Source organism: Paenibacillus endoradicis (genome assembly GCF_024721975.1).
Window position 1 is genome coordinate 168,440 of the sequence record NZ_JANQBB010000004.1, and the last position, 23,462, is coordinate 191,901.

A 23,462-nucleotide genomic window follows, 5' to 3' on the forward strand; every position below is an offset into this window, starting at 1 on the left:
TTGAGCCTTCGAGTCGCTGTTTTTCTTACAAATTTATTGCTTCTAGAATTTCATTAATCGGTATATCATTTGTGCAGCCTCCGCACGAGTAGAATTGTTTAGAGGTGAGAACTTACCATCGGAATATCCGTGAACAAGACCAAGAGCTTCTGCTTGCTTCACAAACTCTATTGCCCAAGAGGATATTTGAGCCTCGTCGCTAAATATCTTACTTGTCTCTGCAGATGTCTTACCATTCATTAACTCGTAACTACGCATAATCAATACAATCATTTCCTCACGAGTGATATTAGCATTTGGAGAGAAACGCTCTGCACTTGTACCTTGCACAATACCTGCATGAGAAGCAATGGATATATCTTTAGCATACCAAGCATTATCTGCGACATCATCGAATGAAGTTGTGCCTTCTTCAGTAAGTTTAAGTGCTCGTACGATTAGTGCTGTAAATTCTGCTCGAGTAATATTACGGTTTGGTTCAAATGTTGTTGTGCTCGTACCGCTAATTAGTTGCTTAGCCGTAAGTTCCTTAATAACTGAGTTAGCCCAATGATTCTTAGTAACGTCGGAGAAGTTTTTGTCGATCTCGATAACAACATATCGACCAAGACGCGAAACTTGCGCTACGAACTCACCATTTTCGTAATTTCCTCCAATCCATTCAGGTTTACCATCTTCCGGAAGATAGAAAATTCCAGCTAGCTTGACGTTAACCGAAGAATCTACTGTGAGGTGAATCGTTATTGGTTGTTCGAATTGTTTAAGATCATACGTGTACTTATCTGAACCCGTCCAAGTAAGTTTAAACTCGGAAGCTTGGCCTCCCTGTTGGCCATCCGTTCCAAACGTCGATTGTAGCTCTTTCGATAAATCTGTAAGTGACTTAATGAATAAAGTAATCGTTCCATCCTTACTTTGTGTTGCATTTAGCGAGTCAAGTAGTTGTTTGAAACTAGCTGATGAAATTTGTAGTTTAGCACCATCTTTGGTAATGAATAATGCATTTGATCCTAGTAGTTCAGCTGTATTTTGTGGAAGTTTAACTTGATTCTGCATTGGTTGAAGATTGACTACTACTGGAGATGAGTCATTTTTTTTCAATTGATCAGCAGTGACAGTTACTACGGTATTGTCGGGAACTTCTGCCCCACCACTCTCTCCCGGATTTGTCTCAGGTAATGTGTTTGAACCAATTTGAATTGATTTTGTTAATGTATTATCAACAATTGTCATGACAAGATTAGAATCGATTAACTTCATTGTTTTTAGAGCAAAGGAAGCTTTACCATTCGCTTTAGCCGTAAAAGTGAAGGTAACTAAGTCCAAGGAACCACTATCGCCTTTAATCGATCCAGTCTTCGTGTGAGCGAATATTAAACTATTGTTGCTATTCTCTGTAATTACTGTAGTCGGAACAGTGAATCCAACAAGTTTTGTTGTTCCACTTCCCTCTTTGAATGTTACGAGAGCAGGATTATAGTTCAATTGTAAGTCATAGGCATAAAGATCTTCAATGTTATTCCCTTTAACAGTAACTGTAAATTCATCATTTGTATTAATAGTACTTTTGGATACTACTAGGGAAAAGGACGGAGATTCTGCTGCAAATGCTAATTGTGGAATAAGTAGTGCAACTATTAATAGAAATGACACGCATAGTTTTAATCGTTGAATTGCCATATAGCGATCTGTCCTTTCATAGATACTGGATTGGTAAGCAATAATGCTTACGCTTTTGATCAAGGTGGTTATGTTTAACGACCACCTTGACCGATTTTATTAGGTAATGACGAATACGAATTAAGGTTGAGGTGTTACTACAACATCTGGTAAAGCAGGTACAGTAGAAGGCATATGACGGTTATGTGTTGCTTGCTCATAAGCATAAGCCAACTTAATTAAAGTTCCTTCTTCATAAGGTCTAGCTAGTAATTCCAATCCAATCGGAGTACCACTAGTAACAAATCCTGCTGGAACACTAATGGAAGGGAATCCAGAGAATGGACTAAGACGGTTAGCACTACCTGAACTTGATCCAGTTGGACCAGAAGTAGAAGGATAAAGGAATGCATCCAAATCGTTATCTGCCATTACTTGTAGTAACGATTGTTGCGTTGTTCTTGTTCTGTAAAGCAGAATATCTTTATATTCTTGAGTTTCTAGTATTTCTACATTATTACGAGTAGTTAATGTGTTTTTAAGAGAAGCAAGGAAATCATTTTGCGATGCTACAATATCGCCTAGAGAATGATAACGAACCGCATTCGAATCAACCATACGAGGGTTAGATAAATATTCGTTCAGGTTGAACTTGAATTCATAAGCACTTAAGCTGGAGTAAGATAATATTTTTGTAATATTGGGAATATTAACTTGCACAACAGTTGCACCTTGAGCTTGCATGTCTGCAACGGCGTTTGTCATTAGTTGTTTGACTTCTGCATTATTACCCATAACGCCACTATCTACAATAAGTCCAATGCGTGCTCCTTGTAGACCATCTTTATCTAAATACTGAGTATAGCTAGTTGGAATTTTGCCTACACTACCTGCAGTGACAATATCATTTGGGTCATAGCCTGAAATAGCATCAAGCATAATTGCTGCATCGGCTACAGTTCTCGTCATCGGACCACCCACGTCTTGAGAAAGTGCTAGAGGAATAATACCGTCTCTACTTGTTAAGCCAATGGTAGGACGTATACCGACAAGACTATTATAAGAAGATGGAATTCGGATAGAGCCACCTGTATCTGTTCCTAGACCAGCAACGCCGAAGTTAGATGCGATTGCTGCACCAGTACCACCGCTAGATCCCCCTGGATTTTTAGTTAAATCGTAAGGGTTTTTTGTTTGTCCACCTAGCGAGCTATTTGTATCGGTATTAATTGCAAATTCACTTAAGTTTGCTTTAGCTAATATAATTGCCCCAGCATCTTTTAATTTTTTTACCATGTAAGAATCACTAACGCTGTAATTATCCTGTAAGCAAGTACATCCTGCACTTGTAGCCATACCTAGCGTATCGTAGTTATCTTTAACGATAATCGGAATACCGTGAAGTAATCCTCGAGGACCACTTTCTTCGCGTTCTAGATCAAGTGCCGCTGCGGTTACCAATGCTTGCTCGTTAATACTTATAATAGACTTGATTGCAGGTCCGTCTTGATCATATGCTTCGATGCGATCAAGATATTGTTGAACAAGTTCAACAGCAGTCAGTTTACCTGCAGCCATAGCATTTTGAATATTCATAATATCTGCTTCAAGAAGTTCGAATTGTTGTCCATTATCATAAAGAACAATCTTACCTAGTGCTGCAAGGTCCTCAATACCAATCGTTTCATTGCCATCGAAATCTCCAGCTTCAACCTTATTCCAATTCTCATGAGAAGAATCAATGCCAAAGTACTTAATTAATAAAGCTAAATCTCCGACATCAATAACATTGTTATTATTAAGATCTCCCGCGATACCACTAGCTACTTTAATTGAGATGTTGTCTTGCACTTGCTGAGTCGATCCATCTTCAGCATTCCCTATTTCAACAGAAGCTGTAATACCTTTCATATCTGTTTCAGATTTCGCTTTGAATGTTACGGACAGAAGATTTTTATTGTTTTCAAGCGTACCATCTAAGGTTGCGATGATAATAGTTACTTTTCCAGGCTCTTCATTTTGTCCCACGATGCTTACATCGCTATTAGCCGTCTGGACGGAAACAAATTCAAATAATGATTGACTATACTCTATTACAAATTTACCTGCTGTTTCTTCTTCAGATAAGCCGTTTAATTGGAAGTTAACATCAAAATTTTCATTGACTCTTGTAATGGCAGGTCCAGATAGCTGTACATTTATAGTAGATCCAGTACTATCAACAATTTTTTCTTCACCATCGGAAGAAGAGATTTGAGTAACACTACTTTGTGCAAAAGCCTTGTTTACAGTTAAAGGTGTAAAGAATAACGAGGTAGCCAATGCAGTAGAGAGAATAATAGAGCTTAATAGCTTATACGTAGAATTTTTCATAGAGACCCTCCTAGTTTTGGTAATTCTTTTAGAGTTAGTTTAATTAACATTAAACTTGGGTATTTTTTAATGAAATTTGTATAATTTGCATTAAAATTTGTACAATGTTATATTATATACCGTAAATTCCCTTTCTTTTATGTTGATAACATTGTAAATCAGATATATTAACGTGTAAAAAGGAATATTTAGATAAAAAAACGCATACATGATAGTTATTCTTGAATTAACTATGTTTTTTAACGGATAACTAGCTTTTTTAAATATTTTAATCGTAATTTTTGTGTAAATATTAGAAAAACTCAAATTACATGTCATAATACATAACATTAAATGATGTATAAGGAGGGATTAATACAAACTCAAAATCAAAAATAAAATTTATGGAGGTGCTACTGAAAAAGTTCGATTATAATTTTTATGAGATACTATTAAATAGAGAAAGGCGAAGTTTCATTCGATTTAGAATGAAACTTCGCCTTTATTTTTAAGTTTTCTTAGTATCAACTAATTCAATAAATCTAGTATTCTCGTCACATATTGTTTTCTTTTAATGTGATTGCAATCACAAAGTGAAGCTCAACGTCACGATATACTTATATCAATTTCATATAGTGAAAGCGAGGATACTAATATGCTAAGTAACCATACAATAGAAGTCATTAAATCCACAGTGCCAGTATTAGAAATACATGGAACGAATATTACAAAAAGATTTTATCAACGGTTGTTCGAAAACAACCCAGAATTACTTAATATATTTAATCATGCGAATCAAAGCCAAGGTAGACAACAAAATGCGCTTGCCAACGCGGTATTAGCTGCAGCAAAGTATATAGATCAATTGGAAACTATTTTACCGGTCGTGAAGCAGATTGCGCACAAACATCGTAGTCTTGGTATTTGTCCAGAGCATTATCCAATTGTCGGAGAAACCCTTTTGGCTGCAATTAAAGAAGTTTTAGGTGATGCTGCTACCGATGAAATCATTGGAGCATGGGCAGAGGCTTACGGTGTTATCGCAGATGTATTTATCTCAATAGAAACTGAAATGTATGCTCAAACAGAGCAACAACGAGGTGGATGGGAAGGTTTTAGAGCATTTAAGGTTGATAAGAAGGTTATAGAAAGTGATGTTATTACATCATTCTATTTGGTTCCAGCAGATGGAGGAGTTATTGCTACATTCGAAGCTGGTCAATACGTAAGTGTGAAGATAGAAAATATACCAGGAGAAAAGAATACACACATCCGTCAATACAGCTTATCTAATGTCCCAGGAAAATCTTACTACCGTATTTCCGTTAAACGCGAGGATGCATACAAAGAGAAGCCTGCAGGTAAAGTTTCTGTATATTTGCATGAGCAAGTTAATGAGGGTGATATGTTAATGTTATCCGCGCCTGCTGGAGAATTCACTTTGCAAGCAGAAGATGATCGACCAGTTGTGTTCATTAGTGGCGGGGTAGGATTAACACCGCTAGTTAGTATGTTTAGTGATCTAATGGATAATAATACGAATCGTCAGGTTAAATTTATTCATGCTACTCACAATGGTAATGTTCATGCGTTACGTAATCAAGTCGAGCAGTTAGCAAGTAAATCTCCTAATGCATCCGTTCATTGGTGTTATGAACAACCTACTGATGACGATAAGCAGGCGCAGGCTTATGAACATGAAGGTTATATTGATTTAGCTTGGCTTCATCAGATAGTAGCAACTAATGATGCACATTTCTACTTCTGTGGGCCTGTACCATTTATGAGTAAGGTGAATAGTCTATTGAAGGAATGGGGCGTTGCCCCTACAGATATTCATTATGAATTTTTCGGTCCAGCTGGTGACTTGTAAGCCCTAATAGATAAACATTCGAGCATAGCAGTAGATTTTAGTACCATTAAGAGGGTTTCGTCGTTTTAACTTGATTGCGTAGCAGTCGATTGATCGTTTCGCGACGAAGTCCAATGAATTGTCCAATCTCGTCTTGTGTTAGTATATCTGTAATTGTGTCAGGTGCGATGTAGATATGGAACCAGGATTGAAGTTTTTGTAGCTTCTCTGCTGGAGTTACTTGGGTTAGTTGATCAATTCTTTGCTGCATCATCCGTAGTTTGTCCTGTAGCTGCGTCGCGATAGCAAGACATTTTTCAGCATTATTTGCTAGTTCTTGATACCACTCCTTCGCTGGGATAATATCAACTTCGCTCGTAACGAGTGCGATAGCCGTTCCATAACAAGGATTAGCGCTAATTAGAGAATGATGCGGAATAGTTTCATCAGGAACGATGATGTTGACTAATATTTGAGTGCCATCTGGATGAATTCGGACAATCTTTAACAAACCACTTTTTAGATGGAAAAGTGATCCGGAATCGCCTTGTCGAAATAAGATTTCACCTTTATGTAAGAGCATATCTAACCTCCAGTCTATATAATATATACGTATATGTAATCTTAAACAGTAGGAAAAGAGCCTTGTTACGTATCCATTGTAACAGAGGCTCTTATCTTTTTATAATTTAATAAATAACTTTTTGATCACTATATATTTATTTGTTTTCGCCTGCTTTAACTTTTGCAATGTTCGCAATAGTACCACCATCTACACGTAAGTCAATGCCTGTAATATAAGAAGCAGCATCGCTTAGTAAAAATTCTATAGCGGTTGCAATCTCAGAAGATTCTCCTTCACGGCGTAACGGTGTAATATCAAGCATTGTTTTCATTTCTTTTTGTTGAGCTGCTTCTTGGCGACCCATTGGTGTGTTAATTGTACCAGGAGATAGTGACGTAATACGGGCGCCTCTTTCTCCCCATGCCCATGCTTGTTCTTCAACGATTAATTGTACACCTAATTTAGATAAACTGTATGCCGCTCCTGGGTTTCCTTGAGAAAATTGCTCCATTGTATCCACAACATTTTCAGCTAATGGTTGTTTTAACACTTCGATAAAAGGACCTTGACGAGGCGCCATATAACCACTCATTGAAGAGATACATACGACAGCAGTTCCTTCGGTAGCAAGAGGAAGGAAAGCTTCTAAGACAATGCCTGTACCAACTAGGTTAACTTCAGTGATCCTTTTTGAATCCGCCATTGTAGGAGAAAGGCCGGCTGTATGAACTAATCCTCTTAATACACCTAGTTCAGCAGCTTTTTTCGCTAAAGCAGCAACGTTTACCTTTGAAGTAATATCAACTGTTTGGTAATATACATCTGTAATCCCTTTTGCCGCTAATTCTTCTTTTGTTTGAATTAAACGCTCTTCAGAAACGTCTGCTAAAAGGATAGTTCCTTTGTTACCAACTAATTCAGCAGTTGCTTTACCCATTCCACCTGATCCACCTGTAATTACATATACTTGTTTTGTCATACTTTAACCTCCTACAAACTTTTTGTTAACTTCTTAGTATGCTACCTTGTAACCAAAAAGTTACTTCGGAAGCATGTACAAACTTTTTGTTAACTTCTTGTATGCTACCTTGTAACCAAAAAGTTACTTCGCAAGCATATACTTAACTTATTTGAGTTAAGTATAAACGCTTTCAAAGAGAATATTACGAGACAATTTGAGTGGAAATGTCCAGAGGAGTGTCACAATTGAGAACTGCTAAACAATCTATTATAGAAGCATTTTTACAGTTAATAAATGAGAAAAGCTTTCAAGATCTATCAGTCAAAGAAATTGTGCAAAAAGCACAGATTTCTCGATCGACTTTCTATTTACACTTCACTGATAAGTTTGAACTTATTGACGATGTGAGGAGAACGCTTAATGAGCGATTTTTATCTTTTTACACACAGGACTCCTTCATAAGCGATAAGCCGATTACCACGTATAATATATGCGGACATGTGTTTAAGTATCGTTCATTTTATGAGATCGAATTTGATGATGCAGATGAAATTAGAAAATTATCCAATCAATTGGCAACGCATTTATTGAAAGCTTTTGGTGATCAAGATTATGCCATTTTTGCGAGCTATGGCACGATAGGATATTTAAGCTTTTGGGTGAGAGATGGTTTTATTATAAGCCCGGGAGAAGCAGCGGAGAAACTCTTGAAAATTGGGTTTACCGACTGGACTAGTGATTTAAAGAAGAATTTGGATAGGAAGAAATTAATTGAAAATGGAAAATAGCGTACAGCCTAAATATTATGTAATTATAATTTGAACAGCCTTGGTAGACGATATCGCTGGCAAGGTTGTTATTTAATGACTAATATTTAATAATAACCGTATCATTTAACACAGATATTAGTATCAGTACATATGTCCTTACGTTAAAAGTTCTTGAAGTGCTTTTTCTAGTGTTGGATAAGAGAAGGAAAAGCCTTGCTCTAATAATGCATTAGGCATAACTGTTTGACCTTCCAATATGAGAATACTCATCTCACCTAATAAAAGCTTTAGCATAAATTCAGGAACAGAGATCCAGTGTGGTCTATGTAGTACTTTCCCAATCGTATGTCCGAATGTTTTCATATTTACAGCATTTGGTGCCGTAAAATTTACAGGTCCTGAAAGTAAAGGGTTCGTTATACAATAAAGTGTTGCACGGACGACATCCTCAATATGAATCCAAGATAACATTTGTTTACCACTTCCAATAGTACCTCCACCAAATAACTTATAAGGTAATACCATCCGGGGTAGTGCGCCTTCATGTTCGCCTAGAATAACGCCAAAGCGCATCAATACAGTTCGTATTCCGCTATTCATCGCTTCTTTCTCCCATTGATCGACGGTGTCGGATAGGAAATCTGAGGGTTTCATATAATGTTGCTCTGTGAATTTTTCTGAATGAGAAGTACCGTAATAACCTACAGCACTAGCATTAAGTAAAACGCTCGGTTTATGTTGTAAAGCTGCAATAATTCGCTTAATTTCCTTTGTTGCAGAGAGACGGCTGTCTAATATTCTTCTTTTTCTTGCCGCTGACCATCGACCGCTATTGAGTGACTCTCCAGCGAGATTAATGATAGCATCAATACCCTCTAATTGTAGTTCCGGTTGATCTCCTTTATTAAGCCAATTTACGTAAGTAACACCTTCAATAGGAGAAGTTGATTTCGTATTGCGTGTAAGTATAAATACTTCATGTTGATGATTTAGAAGATGTGTTCTGAGAGCTTTTCCGACAAAACCATTACCACCAGCAATTGCAATTTTCATAATTTCCTCCTAGGGATGAGAAATACTTTACGAACATTATAGTACATTGTAATAAAGAGATTTACAAAGTACTAGTAAACAAGGTTATTATATTATCGAATTATATATAGTAAGATATTACCATATATAATATCTTAGGTATAATTTAAGTGGAAACTAATTTTATTATGAATTTACATGAGAAAGGAATAAAGTATTGATAAAAAAAGAAGCTCCACACATTGCTGTAGTAACACAACTAGTATGTAAACACCTTCATTCAAGCGACTTTAAAATTGAAAGAGTATTAAGTGGTGTATCAACTTATGTGTATCGGATTGAATTGGGAGAGGACATTCTATATCTTCGTATTCTGCCAGAACAAGATATGAGTTTTGCTGTAGAAGTGCATGTACATAATCTACTCAGACAACGCAATGTTCAAGTTCCAGAAGTTATCTACTTTGAACATAATCATGAAGCATTGGGTATGTCCGTTATGATTGTGAAAGAAATTTTAGGCTCCAATATCGAGGATCATCCTTCAATAGAACAATATGACAAGATACTGTTTCATGCAGGTCAACAACTTGCAGTTATCAATCAAATTTCCGTTGAAGGATATAGTTGGATCGTAAGAAGTAACAATCAACATGCTATTGTTCTGACAGGAGAGAAACCATTATTACAAGATTATATATATGAACATTTAGAAGCAGATTTATTGCTATTATCGAAGAATGTTCTTCTTAAAGATGTTATATCATTAATCAGAACCATATTGAAGACCGGAAGAACATTAATGTTACGTCACCAATCGCATCTGATCCATGGTGATTTTGATGATTCACATATATTTGCTCACCAAGGGAAGTTTACGGGGATTATTGATTTTGGTGAGATTCAAGGAAATAGTCCGCTATATGATCTAGGGCATTTTAAATTGCATGATGGACAGCAGGGGCAGAAACATAGGGGATATCCATCATTAACAAAAGGATATAACGAAGTGAGACAATTATCTGATGATGATCAAATAGAAATTGACCTCTGGGCATTATGGATCGGGGTTAGAAGGCTTGGGATGATATACAACCGAACATGGGGTAGCTATCATGATCATTTGATTCGAGCGATAAAGCTACAAATGGATAGGTTAAACAATAAACTATAGATCCATTAGAGTAAGTAAAAAAAGAAATATTCTTAAAATGCTACTCCAAGTAATGGGGTGGCATTTTCTTTATACTACAATCTGTTATGTATGTTAATTGAAGGGGAAAGATACAACGAGGTACTTCTGAATCCACTATTATTATTGGCAATGATGGATAGTTATATAAAAGATAGGTAGGTAAATTTTACAAGATAAATATATTTCGCGTAATATTCATCCTTCTTTAATAACATACTCTATCTTAGATTATTTTTAGTGATGATATATTTAATGAGAACCATGAGAAAAGAGAAAAGGAGTGTATTCCTACATTTGTAAACATACTCACGTTTTAGTTTTGAAAGCGCATTAATCAATCCATTATTTTATTATTTAAAGGAGAGATTTTATTGAGAAGAGAATGGAATAAAGTAATTGCTCAAGTAGTGATGTGTTGCATGATTATTACTACATTATCAGGCATTACAGGTTCTACTATAACTTATGCTGAAGAAATTTCGGAAATTCAAGTTGTTGCTAATTATATTCCAGAAAATACATTAAGGATTCATTATAAAAATATTAATAACTCTTACACTGATCTTGGCTTATGGTTGTGGGGGGATATTGCAACACCATCTGATGCAGTTGCTAGCTGGCCGACAGGAGCTACTCCATTTGTTGAAAGTCAACAAACTTCTTACGGAGCCTATGTAGATATCCCTTTAAAAGAGGATGCTGGTAAAGTGTATTTCTTAATGGTCAATCGAGTGACTGGAGATAAGGAAGGTCATGAAATGTCCGTAGTATTAGCTTCTCCTGAAATCAATGAGATCTGGGTGAAAGAAGATTCAAGTGAGGTTTATTTGTGGGAACCGGTAGTTCTTCCTGAAAATACTATTAGAGTTCACTATGAACGCGCAGATCAAAACTACGATGACTGGGGATTATGGTTATGGGGCGATGTAGTAACCACCTCAGAGGAGGTTGCTAGTTGGCCAACAGGGGCAAGTTCTTTCACAAGCAGCCGCATCGACCGCAATGGTTCATATGTAGATATTACGTTAAAGGAAAATGCACAGAGTATTAGTTTTATTGTAGTTAATCGAGCAGATGGGACAAAAGATGGCGCAGAACGATCATTCGCAATGTTAAGAGATTATAATCACATCTTCATTAAGGAAGGAAACCCAGGCGTATTCACGTCTCCTTATGTCTCGATTGTTGAAGAAAGTACAGCTAATTATCCTGATTGGTCAAAAGATTCAACGATATATGAGGTGAATATTAGACAATATACACCAGAAGGATCCTTTAAAGCATTTGAAGCACATTTGCCAAGATTAAAGAAGTTGGGTGTTGAAATTTTGTGGTTAATGCCTATTCACCCAATTTCAGAAGAAAAACGTGTAGGGACATTAGGTTCTTACTATGCACCGGCTGATTATAAAGCGGTAAACCCCGAATTTGGAACAATGGATGACTTTAAGAATCTAGTAGATACGGCTCATGATTTAGGATTTAAAGTAGTTTTAGATTGGGTGGCCAATCATACGGGCTGGGATAGTGAATGGATTAATAATGAAGGATGGTATAACAAGGATGAAGAAGGTAACATTGTATCACCTAATGGCTGGGCTGATGTTGCTGACTTGAACTATGATAATGCAGACATGCGATTAGCGATGATCGATGCAATGAAATATTGGGTATTAGAGGCTGATATTGATGGTTATCGCGCAGATTTTGCTGCTGGTGTACCGAAAGATTTTTGGGAAACTGCAAGAACAGAGCTTGATGCGATTAAGCCAGTCTATATGTTGGCGGAAGATGACTCTCAATATCAATTGATGAACAAAGCATTCAATTCTAATTACGGTTGGGATTTATTTTATAATGTTATGTTAGGTATTCCAACAGGGGAGAAGGAAGCCAAAGACATTAAATCATATATTGACCGGACCAAAATGCTTTATCCTACTGGCTCGTATCCAATGCATTTCATTACGAATCATGATATTAACTCATGGGAAGGAACAACTTCTGAAATGCTAGGGCAATCTGAATTAGCACTGGCAACATTAACGTATACTTTGCCAGGCATGCCTTTAATTTATTCAGGACAAGAGGCAGGGCTAGATAAGAATCTTATGTTCTTTGAGAAGGATGAGATTGATTGGAGTAATCAGTCAATGAAGGAATTCTATACTACGCTTACTCATATGAAAAAGGAAAATGAAGCGTTATGGAATGGTAGCTTTGGTGGAGATATTACGTTTATTAATTCAAGTGATCCGCGCGTACTAGCGTTTGAACGAGAAAAGAATGGAAACAAAGTAATAACTGTTCTTAATCTAACAGATCAACCGGTAGAAACGAATGTTAGCTTAGAACAGTCTGTTGGAAGATACTATTCTTATTTTGAGAATAAAGTATTAAATCTTAAGGCACAACAAAGCTTCAATCTTGCACCTTGGGAGTATTATATTTTCTCTAATAATATCCCTTCAAAAGAAGAAGTGGAAAATCCAAAGGGAAATCATAATGAGGAAGCAATTCAAGCTACTGATTTGTATGTCGTACAGGAGCAAGATTTGCGTAATCTTACGAACGATTTTAGTATTGTAGTGCCTAGCAATTTTAATCAAATATCGCTTCCAATTAATAGCGTAGACCTGATTAAAAGTACTTCCCTTCAAATACAGTTTAAGGGCGTATCTATTGCGATTCCAAGTACTGTGTTGCAGAATGCCAAATCAAATGGAGTAGTTGGAGATACTATTGTATTAAAGGCAAAAGAAGAATCTGTAGATAAAGTCAATCAATTGTTGAATTATAACAATAAGAATGGAACGACTATAACATTAGCGAGTGGACTATATCAGCTCTCACTAGTAATTATGTCCGGTGAACAAATTACTAAAGTGATAGATACTTTTGTAGACCCTATTACACTTACATTTGAAGTAAAAGGCAATTTGAACAAAGCATTGACAGGTATCTATTATAGTGATGCTATAGGAAATCTTCAATATGTTGGTACTACGTTTGTGGATAGTAAAATCTATGCAAAGGTAAATCATTTCAGTCATTATAGTGTGCTGGAGTTTGATAAAAAGTTTGAAGACATAAGTTTAAATCATAACATGTTGTTGCCGATTAAATCTTTAGCTGCAAAACAAATAATTAATGGCGTGACACCAACTTTATTTGCACCTAACAAAAATATTACACGTGCAGAGTTTGCAACCATGTTAGTCAGAGCTTTAAATATTGAAACAGCTAATACGGAAAGTACTTTTAAAGATGTAAGTAATGAAGCATGGTATGCCCAGTACGTGAATGCTGCTTACGACAAAGGGATCATTACGGGAATAACTGAGCATATCTTTGAACCTAATAAAATGATCACCGCACAAGAGATGGCAGTTATGCTGTTGAGAGCATATCAAGTATTATATCCGGATAAAGACATTACTCCAATCGACAATGAATCATCAGTCATTTATATAAATACTAGTCCATGGGCAATTACTGAGGTGTCTTGGGCAAATGAACTTAATTTGTTAGGGAATCCAAGTGAACCATTAGATGCACAATCCTATGTGGCACGAGCTGAGACGGCGCATTTAATTTACAACCTATTAATGATTCAGTAATGGAAGAAAAGTAATAATCCAGTGATAATTTTGTCACAGGGGTTATTACTTTTCTATTATATTATTGCAATCATTATGTTAAAATCCGTATGAAAAGGAGGGGGAATTAATGAATTTCAAATTTATTGTCAATCGGTATAGAAGAATAACATTTAAGAAAAGAATAATTGCAATATTTATTTTAAGTGTATTAATTCCATTTATTTGTCTAGGTTGGATCTCACTATATACTATAAATTCCATATTAACAAATAAAGTTGGAAGCTCAATTCAAAGTAATCTAAAGCAAGAAATACTAGGATTAGAAAATACATTAAACAACCTGAATCATGTATCGCAGCAGCTTGCTTTCGGTGTCGGAAACAATAGATTACTAGAACTCATGTATTATGAGAATGACCCATTTATTAAATCTCGTTATCGAAATGATCTAAAGAGTGACCTCAATGTACTTACTTTCTCTAATCCTAATCTCGGATTAACGTTTTACTATTTTGAGAATAAACAGGAATATGACTTTGAGAATTTCCCTGTACGAGAAAATTTCAATACTAATGAATTGCCTATTATGGAGACCTATCCTGAAATAACTTATTATGGCCCTCATAAGAGCAATAATCGTTCTAATAACAATCTTGTATTTAGTACGATGAGAAAAGTGAATGTCTCACACGATAATATATATGTTTATATAGAGACTGGCTTTAACACGACAAAATCAATATTTGAACCAGAGGATGATATTAAGAAGTCACGCCAACTTCTCATTCTTAATAATGAAGGGAAAATTACATATAGTCAGAATGAAGCTCTATTCCCAGTGAATAGTGTTTTTCCGTTTTCAGGTGGAAAAGAGTCATCAGGCATATTTGAACAATATATATGGCATAAGGAAGTAAGTAATCAAGGCTGGAGTATTGTATCTATCTTTCCAAAAGGTGATATGAATCTAGAAAAAAATCAATGGTATATTCAAATCTCCATCTTTTTCTTGATTTTTGGTATTGCAGTAATTATTATTGGAACTTTTTTGTCTCGAATGGTATACAAACCACTTGAAAAATTCAATTTAGAAATAAAAACATTAATTAATTCAAATGTTAAAAACAATACAGATCTTATTAACATACCAGAGTTTGATTATTTACTATTCAAAACACGGGAAATGAAGAAAAAGATATGGGAGTTATACGGGCAAATAGAGCAGAAAGAAAAAAGAAGGGCAGATCTTGAAGTTGAAAAATTATTGTATCAAATTAATCCCCATTTTCTGATGAATACATTAGATACTGTTCATTGGCTAGCGATGATGAACGGCCAGAAGGATATCGATAAGTTGGTGTTATCTTTGAATAAGTTATTACAATATAATCTTGGGAAAATGGGAGATGCGACGACCATAGGTGGAGAAATTGAAGCTTTAAAAGAATACTTACAACTTCAAAGAATACGATATGATTTTCAATTTGACGTTGATATAGATGTCGATGATGACGCAATGTCACTAGCCATTCCTCGATTTATTTTGCAGCCTATAGTTGAAAACGCATTATATCATGGCGTTAGTGATGAAGGATATATTCATGTAGATATTCGATTAGGAGACATGCTTAATATTACGATTCAGGATAATGGGTCGGGTATGTCTGAACAGAAACTTGATCAATTACTGCATGATGATTCTATGGATAGCCAAAAAGTAGGTATGGGAATTGGTATGAAGTACGTTATTCGGATACTTGAAGCTAGTTATGGTGATCAGGCCACATTTAATATAAAAAGTGAAATTGGCAAAGGAACGATTGTTTCTATGTTTTTGCCAGTTTATCGAGGTGATAAATTATAATGCTAAATGTATTAATTGTAGATGATGAAAAAATTGTGAGAAGAGGTTTAGTCACATTCATTCCGTGGAAACAGTTTGGAATGAATGTTGTAGGTGAGGCTAATAACGGCGAAAATGCTCTTAAATTTCTCGAAAAAAATAAAGTGGATCTACTTTTTACTGATTTGTCTATGCCAGTAATGTCCGGTATTGAGTTGATGAGAGAAGTAAACAAAAAGTATCCTCATATTCAAATGGTTGTTTTAACGTTACATCAAGATTTTGATTATATACAAGAGGCACTTCGTCTAGGCGCGATCGATTATATTGCAAAAACAGAATTAGAAAAAGAGCAGTTTGAAGATCTTTTGGGGAGAATTGTTTCTTTGATTGATACGAAGAAAGTGAAGGGTCAGAATCAGTCTCAGCTTGAATATGGCATAGTCGATCAAGTCTTTGTAGCTTATCAATTAACCCAACATAACGAGGAATTTAATGACGATATACCTTCATTACAAGAGGCGATAGAGGTAGAAACAGGTGTATGGTATTGGACATATCAGCCTGAGCAAATGATTGTCTCTGAATCTCGGTATGCTTATTTCTGGATTCAAGATCTAATGGAGTTAGATCGTAAAGCAATATTGCAACTAATTCGTAGTTTTCGTAGAAATGGGTTGTTCTATGATTATAATCCAAACGAAACGGTACAACATATTAGTAAAAGTACGATTAGTCATACTAGTTCTAACGATGATTATGATTTACAGAAACTGAAACAAAAATGGTTATTATCTGACTGGATTTATGACAATTACTTATTTGATGAGATGATTAAGGAAATTAAACAGCTTCGATTACCGTCGATTCGATTAACGCGGTTATTTTTTTCACTGACAGATGAATGGAATCGAGTTTATGGAACAATGTTAGAAAGCTTAATTGTTATGAAAGATTCATTTTCTCATTATAATGAATTTGTTTCATGGTTAACTCAAACGAGAACAAAAATACTTGAATCAAATGTAAAACCTCAGTTTTCAATCGAGATTCAAAGCAGTATTGTTAAGGCAAAAACTATGGCACAGCATACGGTTAACAAGCCTTTGACTGCAGGTGAAATGGCAAAAAGCGTTAGTATGAGTTTAAGCTACTTTAGTCAATGTTTTAAGCAAATTGTTGGACAAACCTATACCGATTATTTGAGGGATATTCGTATGGAGAAAGCTAAGAGCTATTTATCAAATACAACTAAAACAATCCAATGGATTGCAGAAGAAGTAGGATATAACGATGAAAAATATTTTAGCCGTCTGTTCAAAGAACATATTGGAATGTTACCAAGTGAATATAGACAAGTAATTATTCAAGAGAAATTGAAATAAATAGATGAGGTGTGAACATGTCCGAAAACAAGGTAGATATTTTTCGGGCATGTTTATTTTTTTATGATATTGTCTCCCCGATTCGATAGTTTCCTCTAACACGCTAAATACGCTACTGAAATTATAATAGAGTTGTAATAAGTAAGTGCTCTTAACTTAAAAGGGGGAAATACAGTGAAGAAGAGTTTTAAGGTTTTGGCAATCAGCTTAATAGCTGCACTAAGTGTCACGGCATGTTCTAGCAATAGTACAACGAATACGAATAATTCAAATACTCAAACAACCGACAACACTGCAGTAAGCACAACAGTAGATCCATTTGCTAAATATGACGAGCCAGTTGTTGTTTCATTAGGCAGATCGATTGATCCGACTTACAAGTACGAGGGTACAGATACAGCGGAAGATAATCTGTATACTCGTTGGTTAAAAGATGCATATAACATTGTGATTAAACATGAGTGGGAAGCATCCAGTTCTGATTATGGGCAAAAAGTAAGCTTGGCGATCGGAAGTAATGATCTGCCAGACACTATGTTAGTTGATGAAACACAATTGAGACTAATGGTAAAAGCTGATCAACTTGCTGATTTAACAGAAGTATACGAGAAGTTCGGTACTGATCGTTTAAAGCAAATTTATGATTCAAATCCAGGTCTACTGGAAGGTGTAACGTTTGATGGCAAGCTATATGCACTACCAGAGACGACATTACCATCTGCACCATTAACTTGGATTCGCAAAGATTGGTTGGATAAACTTAATCTGCCTGAGCCAAAATCCCTAGAAGATTTGGAAAAAATTGCAAAATCATTTGTTGATAATAAAATGGGTGGAGAAAATACAATTGGTATTGTAGGTACTCAACAAGGTGGATCATTGTATTCTACATTCCTTTCATCAGGTGACCACTACCTAAACTTCTCTTCTGTATTTTTTGCAAAAGATGCATACCCAGGTATTTGGATAACAGATAAAGATGGAAATGCTCAATATGGTTCTACAACACAAGAAACAAAAGATGCTTTATCAACATTAAGTGGTTGGTATGCTAACGGTATATTGGATAAAGAGATCGGATTAAGAAAAAGTACACAAGAATTAATTTCAAGTGGACAAACGGGGATCTTCTTCGGTCCTTGGTGGTCAGCTTATAACTTAACGGATGCAATTAATAATGATCCAGATGCAAACTGGAGACCGTACGCAACACCATTAAATGATGAAGGCAAATTCAATTCAAACCAAGCTACAGGAAGTAGTTATATCGTTGTCAAAAAATCTTATAAACATCCTGATGCTATTATAAAAATGATGAATATTCATGTTAATGAAAAGCAAGAAAGCTACAAAACAGCTGTTGGTAAAGAGTTAACGTCACAAGAAATTCCATTGTTCCTTATTATGGGTCATGGTGATCAGCTTGAATATGCAGTTAAAACTACACAAAAAGTTTTAAGTGGCGAGATGCCTCTTGAAGATGTAGATAGACTTAACTATGGATTTACCTATGAGCTTGCTTCTCATGTGAAGAACGTAAAAACAGAGCCGTTCGATAACTATGATATTCAATATTGGGATCAAAAAACAGATGCTGACTTCTTCACACATCTATATGCTCACTTGAATGGTGGTTCTACATTTGTAGATGCAGATATTAATTGGGTTAAGAGTCTAGCAACAGCACAAACAAAAACAATGCAAACAAAATGGTCTAACCTAAAAAAATTAGAAGATGAGGCTTTCCTGAAAATCATTATGGGTAGTGCACCTATTGAAGAATTCGATACTTTTGTAGAAAAGTGGAAGCAACAAGGTGGAGATCAAATTACTGAGGAAGTTAATGAATTAAAATAAAGAAAAATGGTCAAGACGAGTAGATACTTACTCGTCTTGATTAATCTATTAAGGAGAAATTAATATGCTCAATCGTAGTGCGTACAAACATTATTATTTAATGCTCCTGCCTGGTTTAGTATGGCTATTTTTTTTCAATTTACTTCCAATGTATGGAATACTAATGGCATTTAAGGATTTTAATCCTGGTTTAGGGATATTTAAATCTGAATGGGTTGGTTTCGAAAACTTTAAGTATATGTTCGAGCTTGATGATAGTAAACAAGTTTTCCAAAATACAATATTTATTGCCGTACTTAAAATGATTGGGAATCTCATTGTTCCATTGGTATTTGCATTAATGCTAAATGAGGTTAAGAACCGATTATTTACGCGATCCGTTCAAACAATAGTATACTTACCCCATTTTTTATCATGGGTAATTGTTGCAGGAATCATGTTAGACATTTTATCTTATACAGGACCTGTGAACCAACTATTAGCTGTATTTGGGTCAGAGCCAATTATATTCTTTGCACATGCTGAAATCTTTCCTTGGCTTATCGTACTAAGTGATGTATGGAAAGAGTTTGGTTTCGCAGCTATTATATTCTTCGCGGCACTAACATCAATTAACCCTGAAATGTACGAAGCAGCGGCAATAGACGGTGCTTCTCAAATTAAAAGATTAACGAGTATTACTTTGCCTAGTATTCTTCCAGTTGCTATTTTACTTGGTACATTAAGTTTAGGGAATATTCTGAATGCTGGTTTCGATCAGATATTTAATTTATATAATCCATCGGTATATTCAACAGGAGATATTATTGATACCTGGGTTTATCGAGCAGGATTACTAGATATGCAGTATGGCCTTGCGACAGCAGTAGGACTTCTTAAGTCTGTTGTTGGTTTGGTATTAATTTCTATTTCCTATACGTTGGCGTATCGATTTGCAAACTATAAAATCTTCTAGCAGAAAGGTGTGACACATATGATTGAAGAACGTTCGTTAATATCTAAGGTTTACAATGGTTTTAATATTGTTTTAATTATTTTGCTTACGCTCTTATGTATATTGCCCGTGTGGTATACGTTAGTTGTTTCGATTAGTGATCGAGCGGCAGTTGCTGCAGGTGAAGTTTTTTTAATTCCGAAAGGTATCAACTTTGCCTCTTATCAAACGATTATTGATGACGGTCAGTTTTTCAAATCGTTCTTCATTTCTGTACAGCGTGTTATATATGGTGCTGCGATTACGTTCTTTGTTGTGTTACTTATGGCGTATCCATTATCCAAAACAACAAATGATTTCAAATTTAGAAATATATTTATGTGGTTATTGATTTTTTGTATGTTGTTCAGCGGTGGTATGGTTCCATGGTTTATGACAATGAAATCATTAGGTTTAATTAATAGTATATGGGGTCTTGTACTTGGTGGAGGATTACCAGTGTTCAATGTCATATTAGTAATGAATTTCTTCAGAAATTTACCTAAGGAAATGGAAGAGTCCGCATTGATTGATGGAGCAGGACCTTGGCGTATCTTATTCGGAATTTTTCTACCTCTTTCAACTCCCGTATTAGCAACCATTTTAGTATTTACGATTGTTGGGCATTGGAATGAATTTTTTCAAGCACTTATTTTGATGACTAAAAATGAAAATTATCCATTGCAATCCTATATACGCCAAGTAACCGCAAATGTTGATCTAACTAAATTGGATGCAGAATCAGTCAAACGACTAACAAGTTTATCGAATCAGACTTTAAATGCTGCAAAAATATTTATATCGATGCTTCCGCTGTTAATTATTTACCCGTTCTTTCAAAAGTACTTTGTTAAGGGAATTACACTTGGCTCTGTAAAGGGTTAACAATATAGATAGGAGATATAAATATGAAAACGAGTGAGACTATTCATCCAGATAAAAAGGATTCAAACGCAATCATAGCGAGACATTGGAACTTAGGTAAAATGCAATCAGTTGTATATTCAACAGATGAAGCATATTTATTTAAATCTGAAAATGCAACAATTATGGTTCAGCCTGTTAATGATTATATCGTTCGAGTGAAATTACTATTGGATCATGTGCAGGATTTGAGTAGGACAATTGCTGTTCAACAAGAAGCATTTACTAAAGTGAAAGTAGAGTTAGTGGAGACTGAACAAGAGTACAGATTAGTGTTACCAGCGGTTACTGTGGTCTTGCAAAAAGCAGATACTCGAATAGATTTCTACAATAAAGATGGAATATTAGTCTCTAGTGACGAAGAGATTTATAGTTCTAGTAGAGGAGAGTACGTCTGTAAAAAACGAATGGATGCCGATTCTCATATTTATGGTTTAGGAGAAAAAACAAGTTTCCTAGACAAAATAGGCGAGAAGTACGATATGTGGAATTCAGACGTATTTGATCCTCATGTTCCCGAAATAGAAAGTTTATATGTATCGATTCCATTTCTAATTCATTTTCAATACGAAAAACCTACCTATGGTATTTTCTTAGATAATCCTGGTCGTACGTCATTTGATATGCGTACTAGTGAGAATTCTTATAAGTTTCAAGTTAGTTCTGGGACAATTGACTACTATTTCATATTAGGTCCTGCACTTCATGAAGTAGTGGAAAGATATAGTGAGTTAACGGGACGTATGGATATTCCTCCTGCTTGGGCAATTGGATATCATCAATCTCGCTACAGCTATATGAATCAAGAGGAAGTGATGACTCTTGCGAGAAATTTCCGAGATAAAAATATTCCATGTGACGTCATTCACTTAGATATTCATTATATGGATGAATATAGAGTGTTTACATTCGACCCAGTACGTTTTCCTAACCCGCGTCAAATGATTGAGGAACTAAAAACTATGGGCATTCGTGTCGTACCTATAGTCGATCCAGGTGTTAAGAAGGATCCCGAGTATATACAATATCAAGAAGGCATTCGTAATAATTATTTCTGCAAAAAAATCGAAGGTGATCTATTCATCGGAGATGTATGGCCCGGAGCTAGTGCTTTCCCTGACTTTACAGAAGAAGAGGTACGTACATGGTGGGGAGAACAGCATCGTTACTATACTGATCTTGGTATTTCTGGCATATGGAATGACATGAATGAACCTGCTGTATTCAATACATCAAAAACAATGGACTTGGATGTAGTACACGGAAATGATGGTAACCCTAAGACTCATCGCGAACTTCATAATTTGTATGGATTGTTAATGTCAATGGCTACACAACAAGGCTTAAAGAAGGAATTAGGAGGAGAGCGTCCTTTTGTATTAACTAGAGCGGGTTATGCCGGCGTACAAAAATATGCAGCGACATGGACAGGGGATAATCGAAGCTTCTGGGAACATCTTGCGATGTCCATTCCAATGGTATTAAATCTAGGGTTATCTGGACAACCATTTGCAGGTCCAGATATTGGAGGATTTGCCCATCATACGACGCCAGAATTACTTGCTCGTTGGACGCAGGCAGGTGTGTTTTTCCCGTATTGTAGAAATCATAGTGTGCTTGAATCTATTCGTCAGGAACCGTGGGCTTTTGGTACTCAGATTGAAGAGATTTGTAGAAAGTATATTAGATTACGTTATCGTTTGATGCCATACTTATATACCCAGTTTTATACCGCTCACAAAACAGGATTACCAATTATGCGTCCATTAATTTTGGAATATCCGAATGATCGCAATGTATATAATTTGTGCGACCAATTTTTGGTGGGACAAGATATACTCGTTGCACCAATTCTTCGTCCAAGTACCGAGACACGTTCGGTGTATTTACCCGAAGGCGAATGGATTGACTATTGGAGCGGTGAACGACATATAGGAGGGAAATATATATTAGCTTATGCCCCTCTTGATGTACTTCCGATATATGTGAAAGCGGGTTCGATGATTCCGGAATTGTTAGATAATGAATGGAAGCCTACATTGAACGAGCAAAACGATATTACATTGGTGCTATATGCAGGTCAGGTAGGTAGTACGTCATTTAGCCAGTGGTATGAAGATGATGCTCGTACGTATGCTTATGAGCAAGGCGTATATACTTTATTAAAAACGAATGCAGCGTTTAACAAAGATTCAGTTAAGTTGAATTGCACGTATCTTTCAAAAGAAATGCCTAATCAACGAGAGAAACTTGATATTACAATAAAATTATTAAGTTTTAATCCGTCGGAGGTTTTGGTGAGAAATTCAGAACAATTAGTTTCAATTGAAGAAGTTGGTGGAGATTGGTCTTACAACTCAGATAAAAAAGAACTTAAGCTACAGTTGCGGAATACTTTTAATGAATTTGAGCTACTCGTACAATCAAATTAAAAGTTCGTTGTGAAATACTTCATCTCTCCACTAAGTAAAAATTAAGTGAATAATGTTAGT

Annotated in this window: 15 protein-coding genes; 10 read left to right on the plus strand and 5 right to left on the minus strand. The window is 35.6% G+C overall.

The window, feature by feature from the left end; translation table 11 throughout:
• Positions 1-42: 42 nt before the first annotated feature.
• Positions 43-1,680: an S-layer homology domain-containing protein gene (locus NV377_RS14870; RefSeq protein ID WP_258201573.1), complete on the minus strand. Its 1,638-nt coding sequence runs from the start codon at positions 1,678-1,680 to the stop codon at positions 43-45.
• Positions 1,681-1,800: 120 nt separating this feature from the next.
• Positions 1,801-4,032, minus strand: a complete 2,232-nt coding sequence (locus NV377_RS14875; RefSeq protein WP_258201574.1) for an amidase family protein — start codon at positions 4,030-4,032, stop codon at positions 1,801-1,803.
• A gap of 634 nt (positions 4,033-4,666) precedes the next feature.
• Here NV377_RS14875 and hmpA point away from each other — a divergent pair.
• Positions 4,667-5,884 (plus strand): NO-inducible flavohemoprotein, encoded by a 1,218-nt coding sequence (gene hmpA / locus NV377_RS14880; protein WP_258201575.1) that lies wholly within the window; start codon positions 4,667-4,669, stop codon positions 5,882-5,884.
• A gap of 46 nt (positions 5,885-5,930) precedes the next feature.
• On the opposite strand, the gene NV377_RS14885 is transcribed toward hmpA, so the two are convergent.
• Both NV377_RS14885 and NV377_RS14890 read right to left on the minus strand, forming a co-directional pair.
• The gene (locus tag NV377_RS14885; protein WP_258201576.1) at positions 5,931-6,446 is read right to left on the minus strand and encodes a Crp/Fnr family transcriptional regulator; all 516 of its coding nucleotides are present in this window, start codon (positions 6,444-6,446) and stop codon (positions 5,931-5,933) included.
• Between the two features lie 136 nt (positions 6,447-6,582).
• On the minus strand, positions 6,583-7,407 hold the full coding sequence (locus NV377_RS14890; RefSeq protein ID WP_258201577.1) for an SDR family oxidoreductase: 825 nt from the start codon (positions 7,405-7,407) through the stop codon (positions 6,583-6,585).
• A gap of 227 nt (positions 7,408-7,634) precedes the next feature.
• On the opposite strand from NV377_RS14890, the gene NV377_RS14895 reads away from it, so the two are divergent.
• On the plus strand, positions 7,635-8,177 hold the full coding sequence (locus NV377_RS14895) for a TetR/AcrR family transcriptional regulator (protein WP_258201578.1): 543 nt from the start codon (positions 7,635-7,637) through the stop codon (positions 8,175-8,177).
• A gap of 138 nt (positions 8,178-8,315) precedes the next feature.
• Here NV377_RS14895 and NV377_RS14900 read toward each other — a convergent pair whose 3' ends face one another.
• Positions 8,316-9,212, minus strand: coding sequence for a TIGR01777 family oxidoreductase (locus NV377_RS14900; protein ID WP_258201579.1), 897 nt, complete (start codon positions 9,210-9,212; stop codon positions 8,316-8,318).
• A gap of 196 nt (positions 9,213-9,408) precedes the next feature.
• Here NV377_RS14900 and NV377_RS14905 point away from each other — a divergent pair, with 196 nt between their 5' ends.
• The 8 genes from NV377_RS14905 to NV377_RS14940 all read left to right on the plus strand — a co-directional run bounded on the left by NV377_RS14905 (position 9,409) and on the right by NV377_RS14940 (position 23,402).
• Positions 9,409-10,365 (plus strand): phosphotransferase, encoded by a 957-nt coding sequence (locus tag NV377_RS14905; protein WP_258201580.1) that lies wholly within the window; start codon positions 9,409-9,411, stop codon positions 10,363-10,365.
• Positions 10,366-10,757: 392 nt separating this feature from the next.
• Positions 10,758-14,006 (plus strand): pullulanase-associated domain-containing protein, encoded by a 3,249-nt coding sequence (locus NV377_RS14910; RefSeq protein WP_258201581.1) that lies wholly within the window; start codon positions 10,758-10,760, stop codon positions 14,004-14,006.
• 109 nt (positions 14,007-14,115) lie between these two features.
• Positions 14,116-15,852: a sensor histidine kinase gene (locus NV377_RS14915; protein WP_258201582.1), complete on the plus strand. Its 1,737-nt coding sequence runs from the start codon at positions 14,116-14,118 to the stop codon at positions 15,850-15,852.
• Positions 15,852-17,216 carry a response regulator gene (locus NV377_RS14920; protein WP_258201583.1) on the plus strand — a complete coding sequence of 455 codons (1,365 nt, stop codon included), beginning with the start codon at positions 15,852-15,854 and terminating at the stop codon, positions 17,214-17,216. Before NV377_RS14915 ends, NV377_RS14920 begins: the two co-directional genes overlap by 1 nt.
• Positions 17,217-17,390: 174 nt before the next feature.
• Entirely contained in the window at positions 17,391-19,073 is a 1,683-nt protein-coding gene (locus NV377_RS14925) for a type 2 periplasmic-binding domain-containing protein (protein WP_258201584.1), read from the plus strand.
• 64 nt (positions 19,074-19,137) lie between these two features.
• On the plus strand, positions 19,138-20,028 hold the full coding sequence (locus tag NV377_RS14930) for an ABC transporter permease (protein ID WP_258201585.1): 891 nt from the start codon (positions 19,138-19,140) through the stop codon (positions 20,026-20,028).
• 18 nt (positions 20,029-20,046) lie between these two features.
• Entirely contained in the window at positions 20,047-20,931 is an 885-nt protein-coding gene (locus tag NV377_RS14935) for a carbohydrate ABC transporter permease (protein WP_258201586.1), read from the plus strand.
• A 23-nt stretch (positions 20,932-20,954) separates the two neighbouring features.
• On the plus strand, positions 20,955-23,402 hold the full coding sequence (locus NV377_RS14940; protein ID WP_258201587.1) for a glycoside hydrolase family 31 protein: 2,448 nt from the start codon (positions 20,955-20,957) through the stop codon (positions 23,400-23,402).
• The last annotated feature ends 60 nt before the right edge of the window (positions 23,403-23,462 follow it).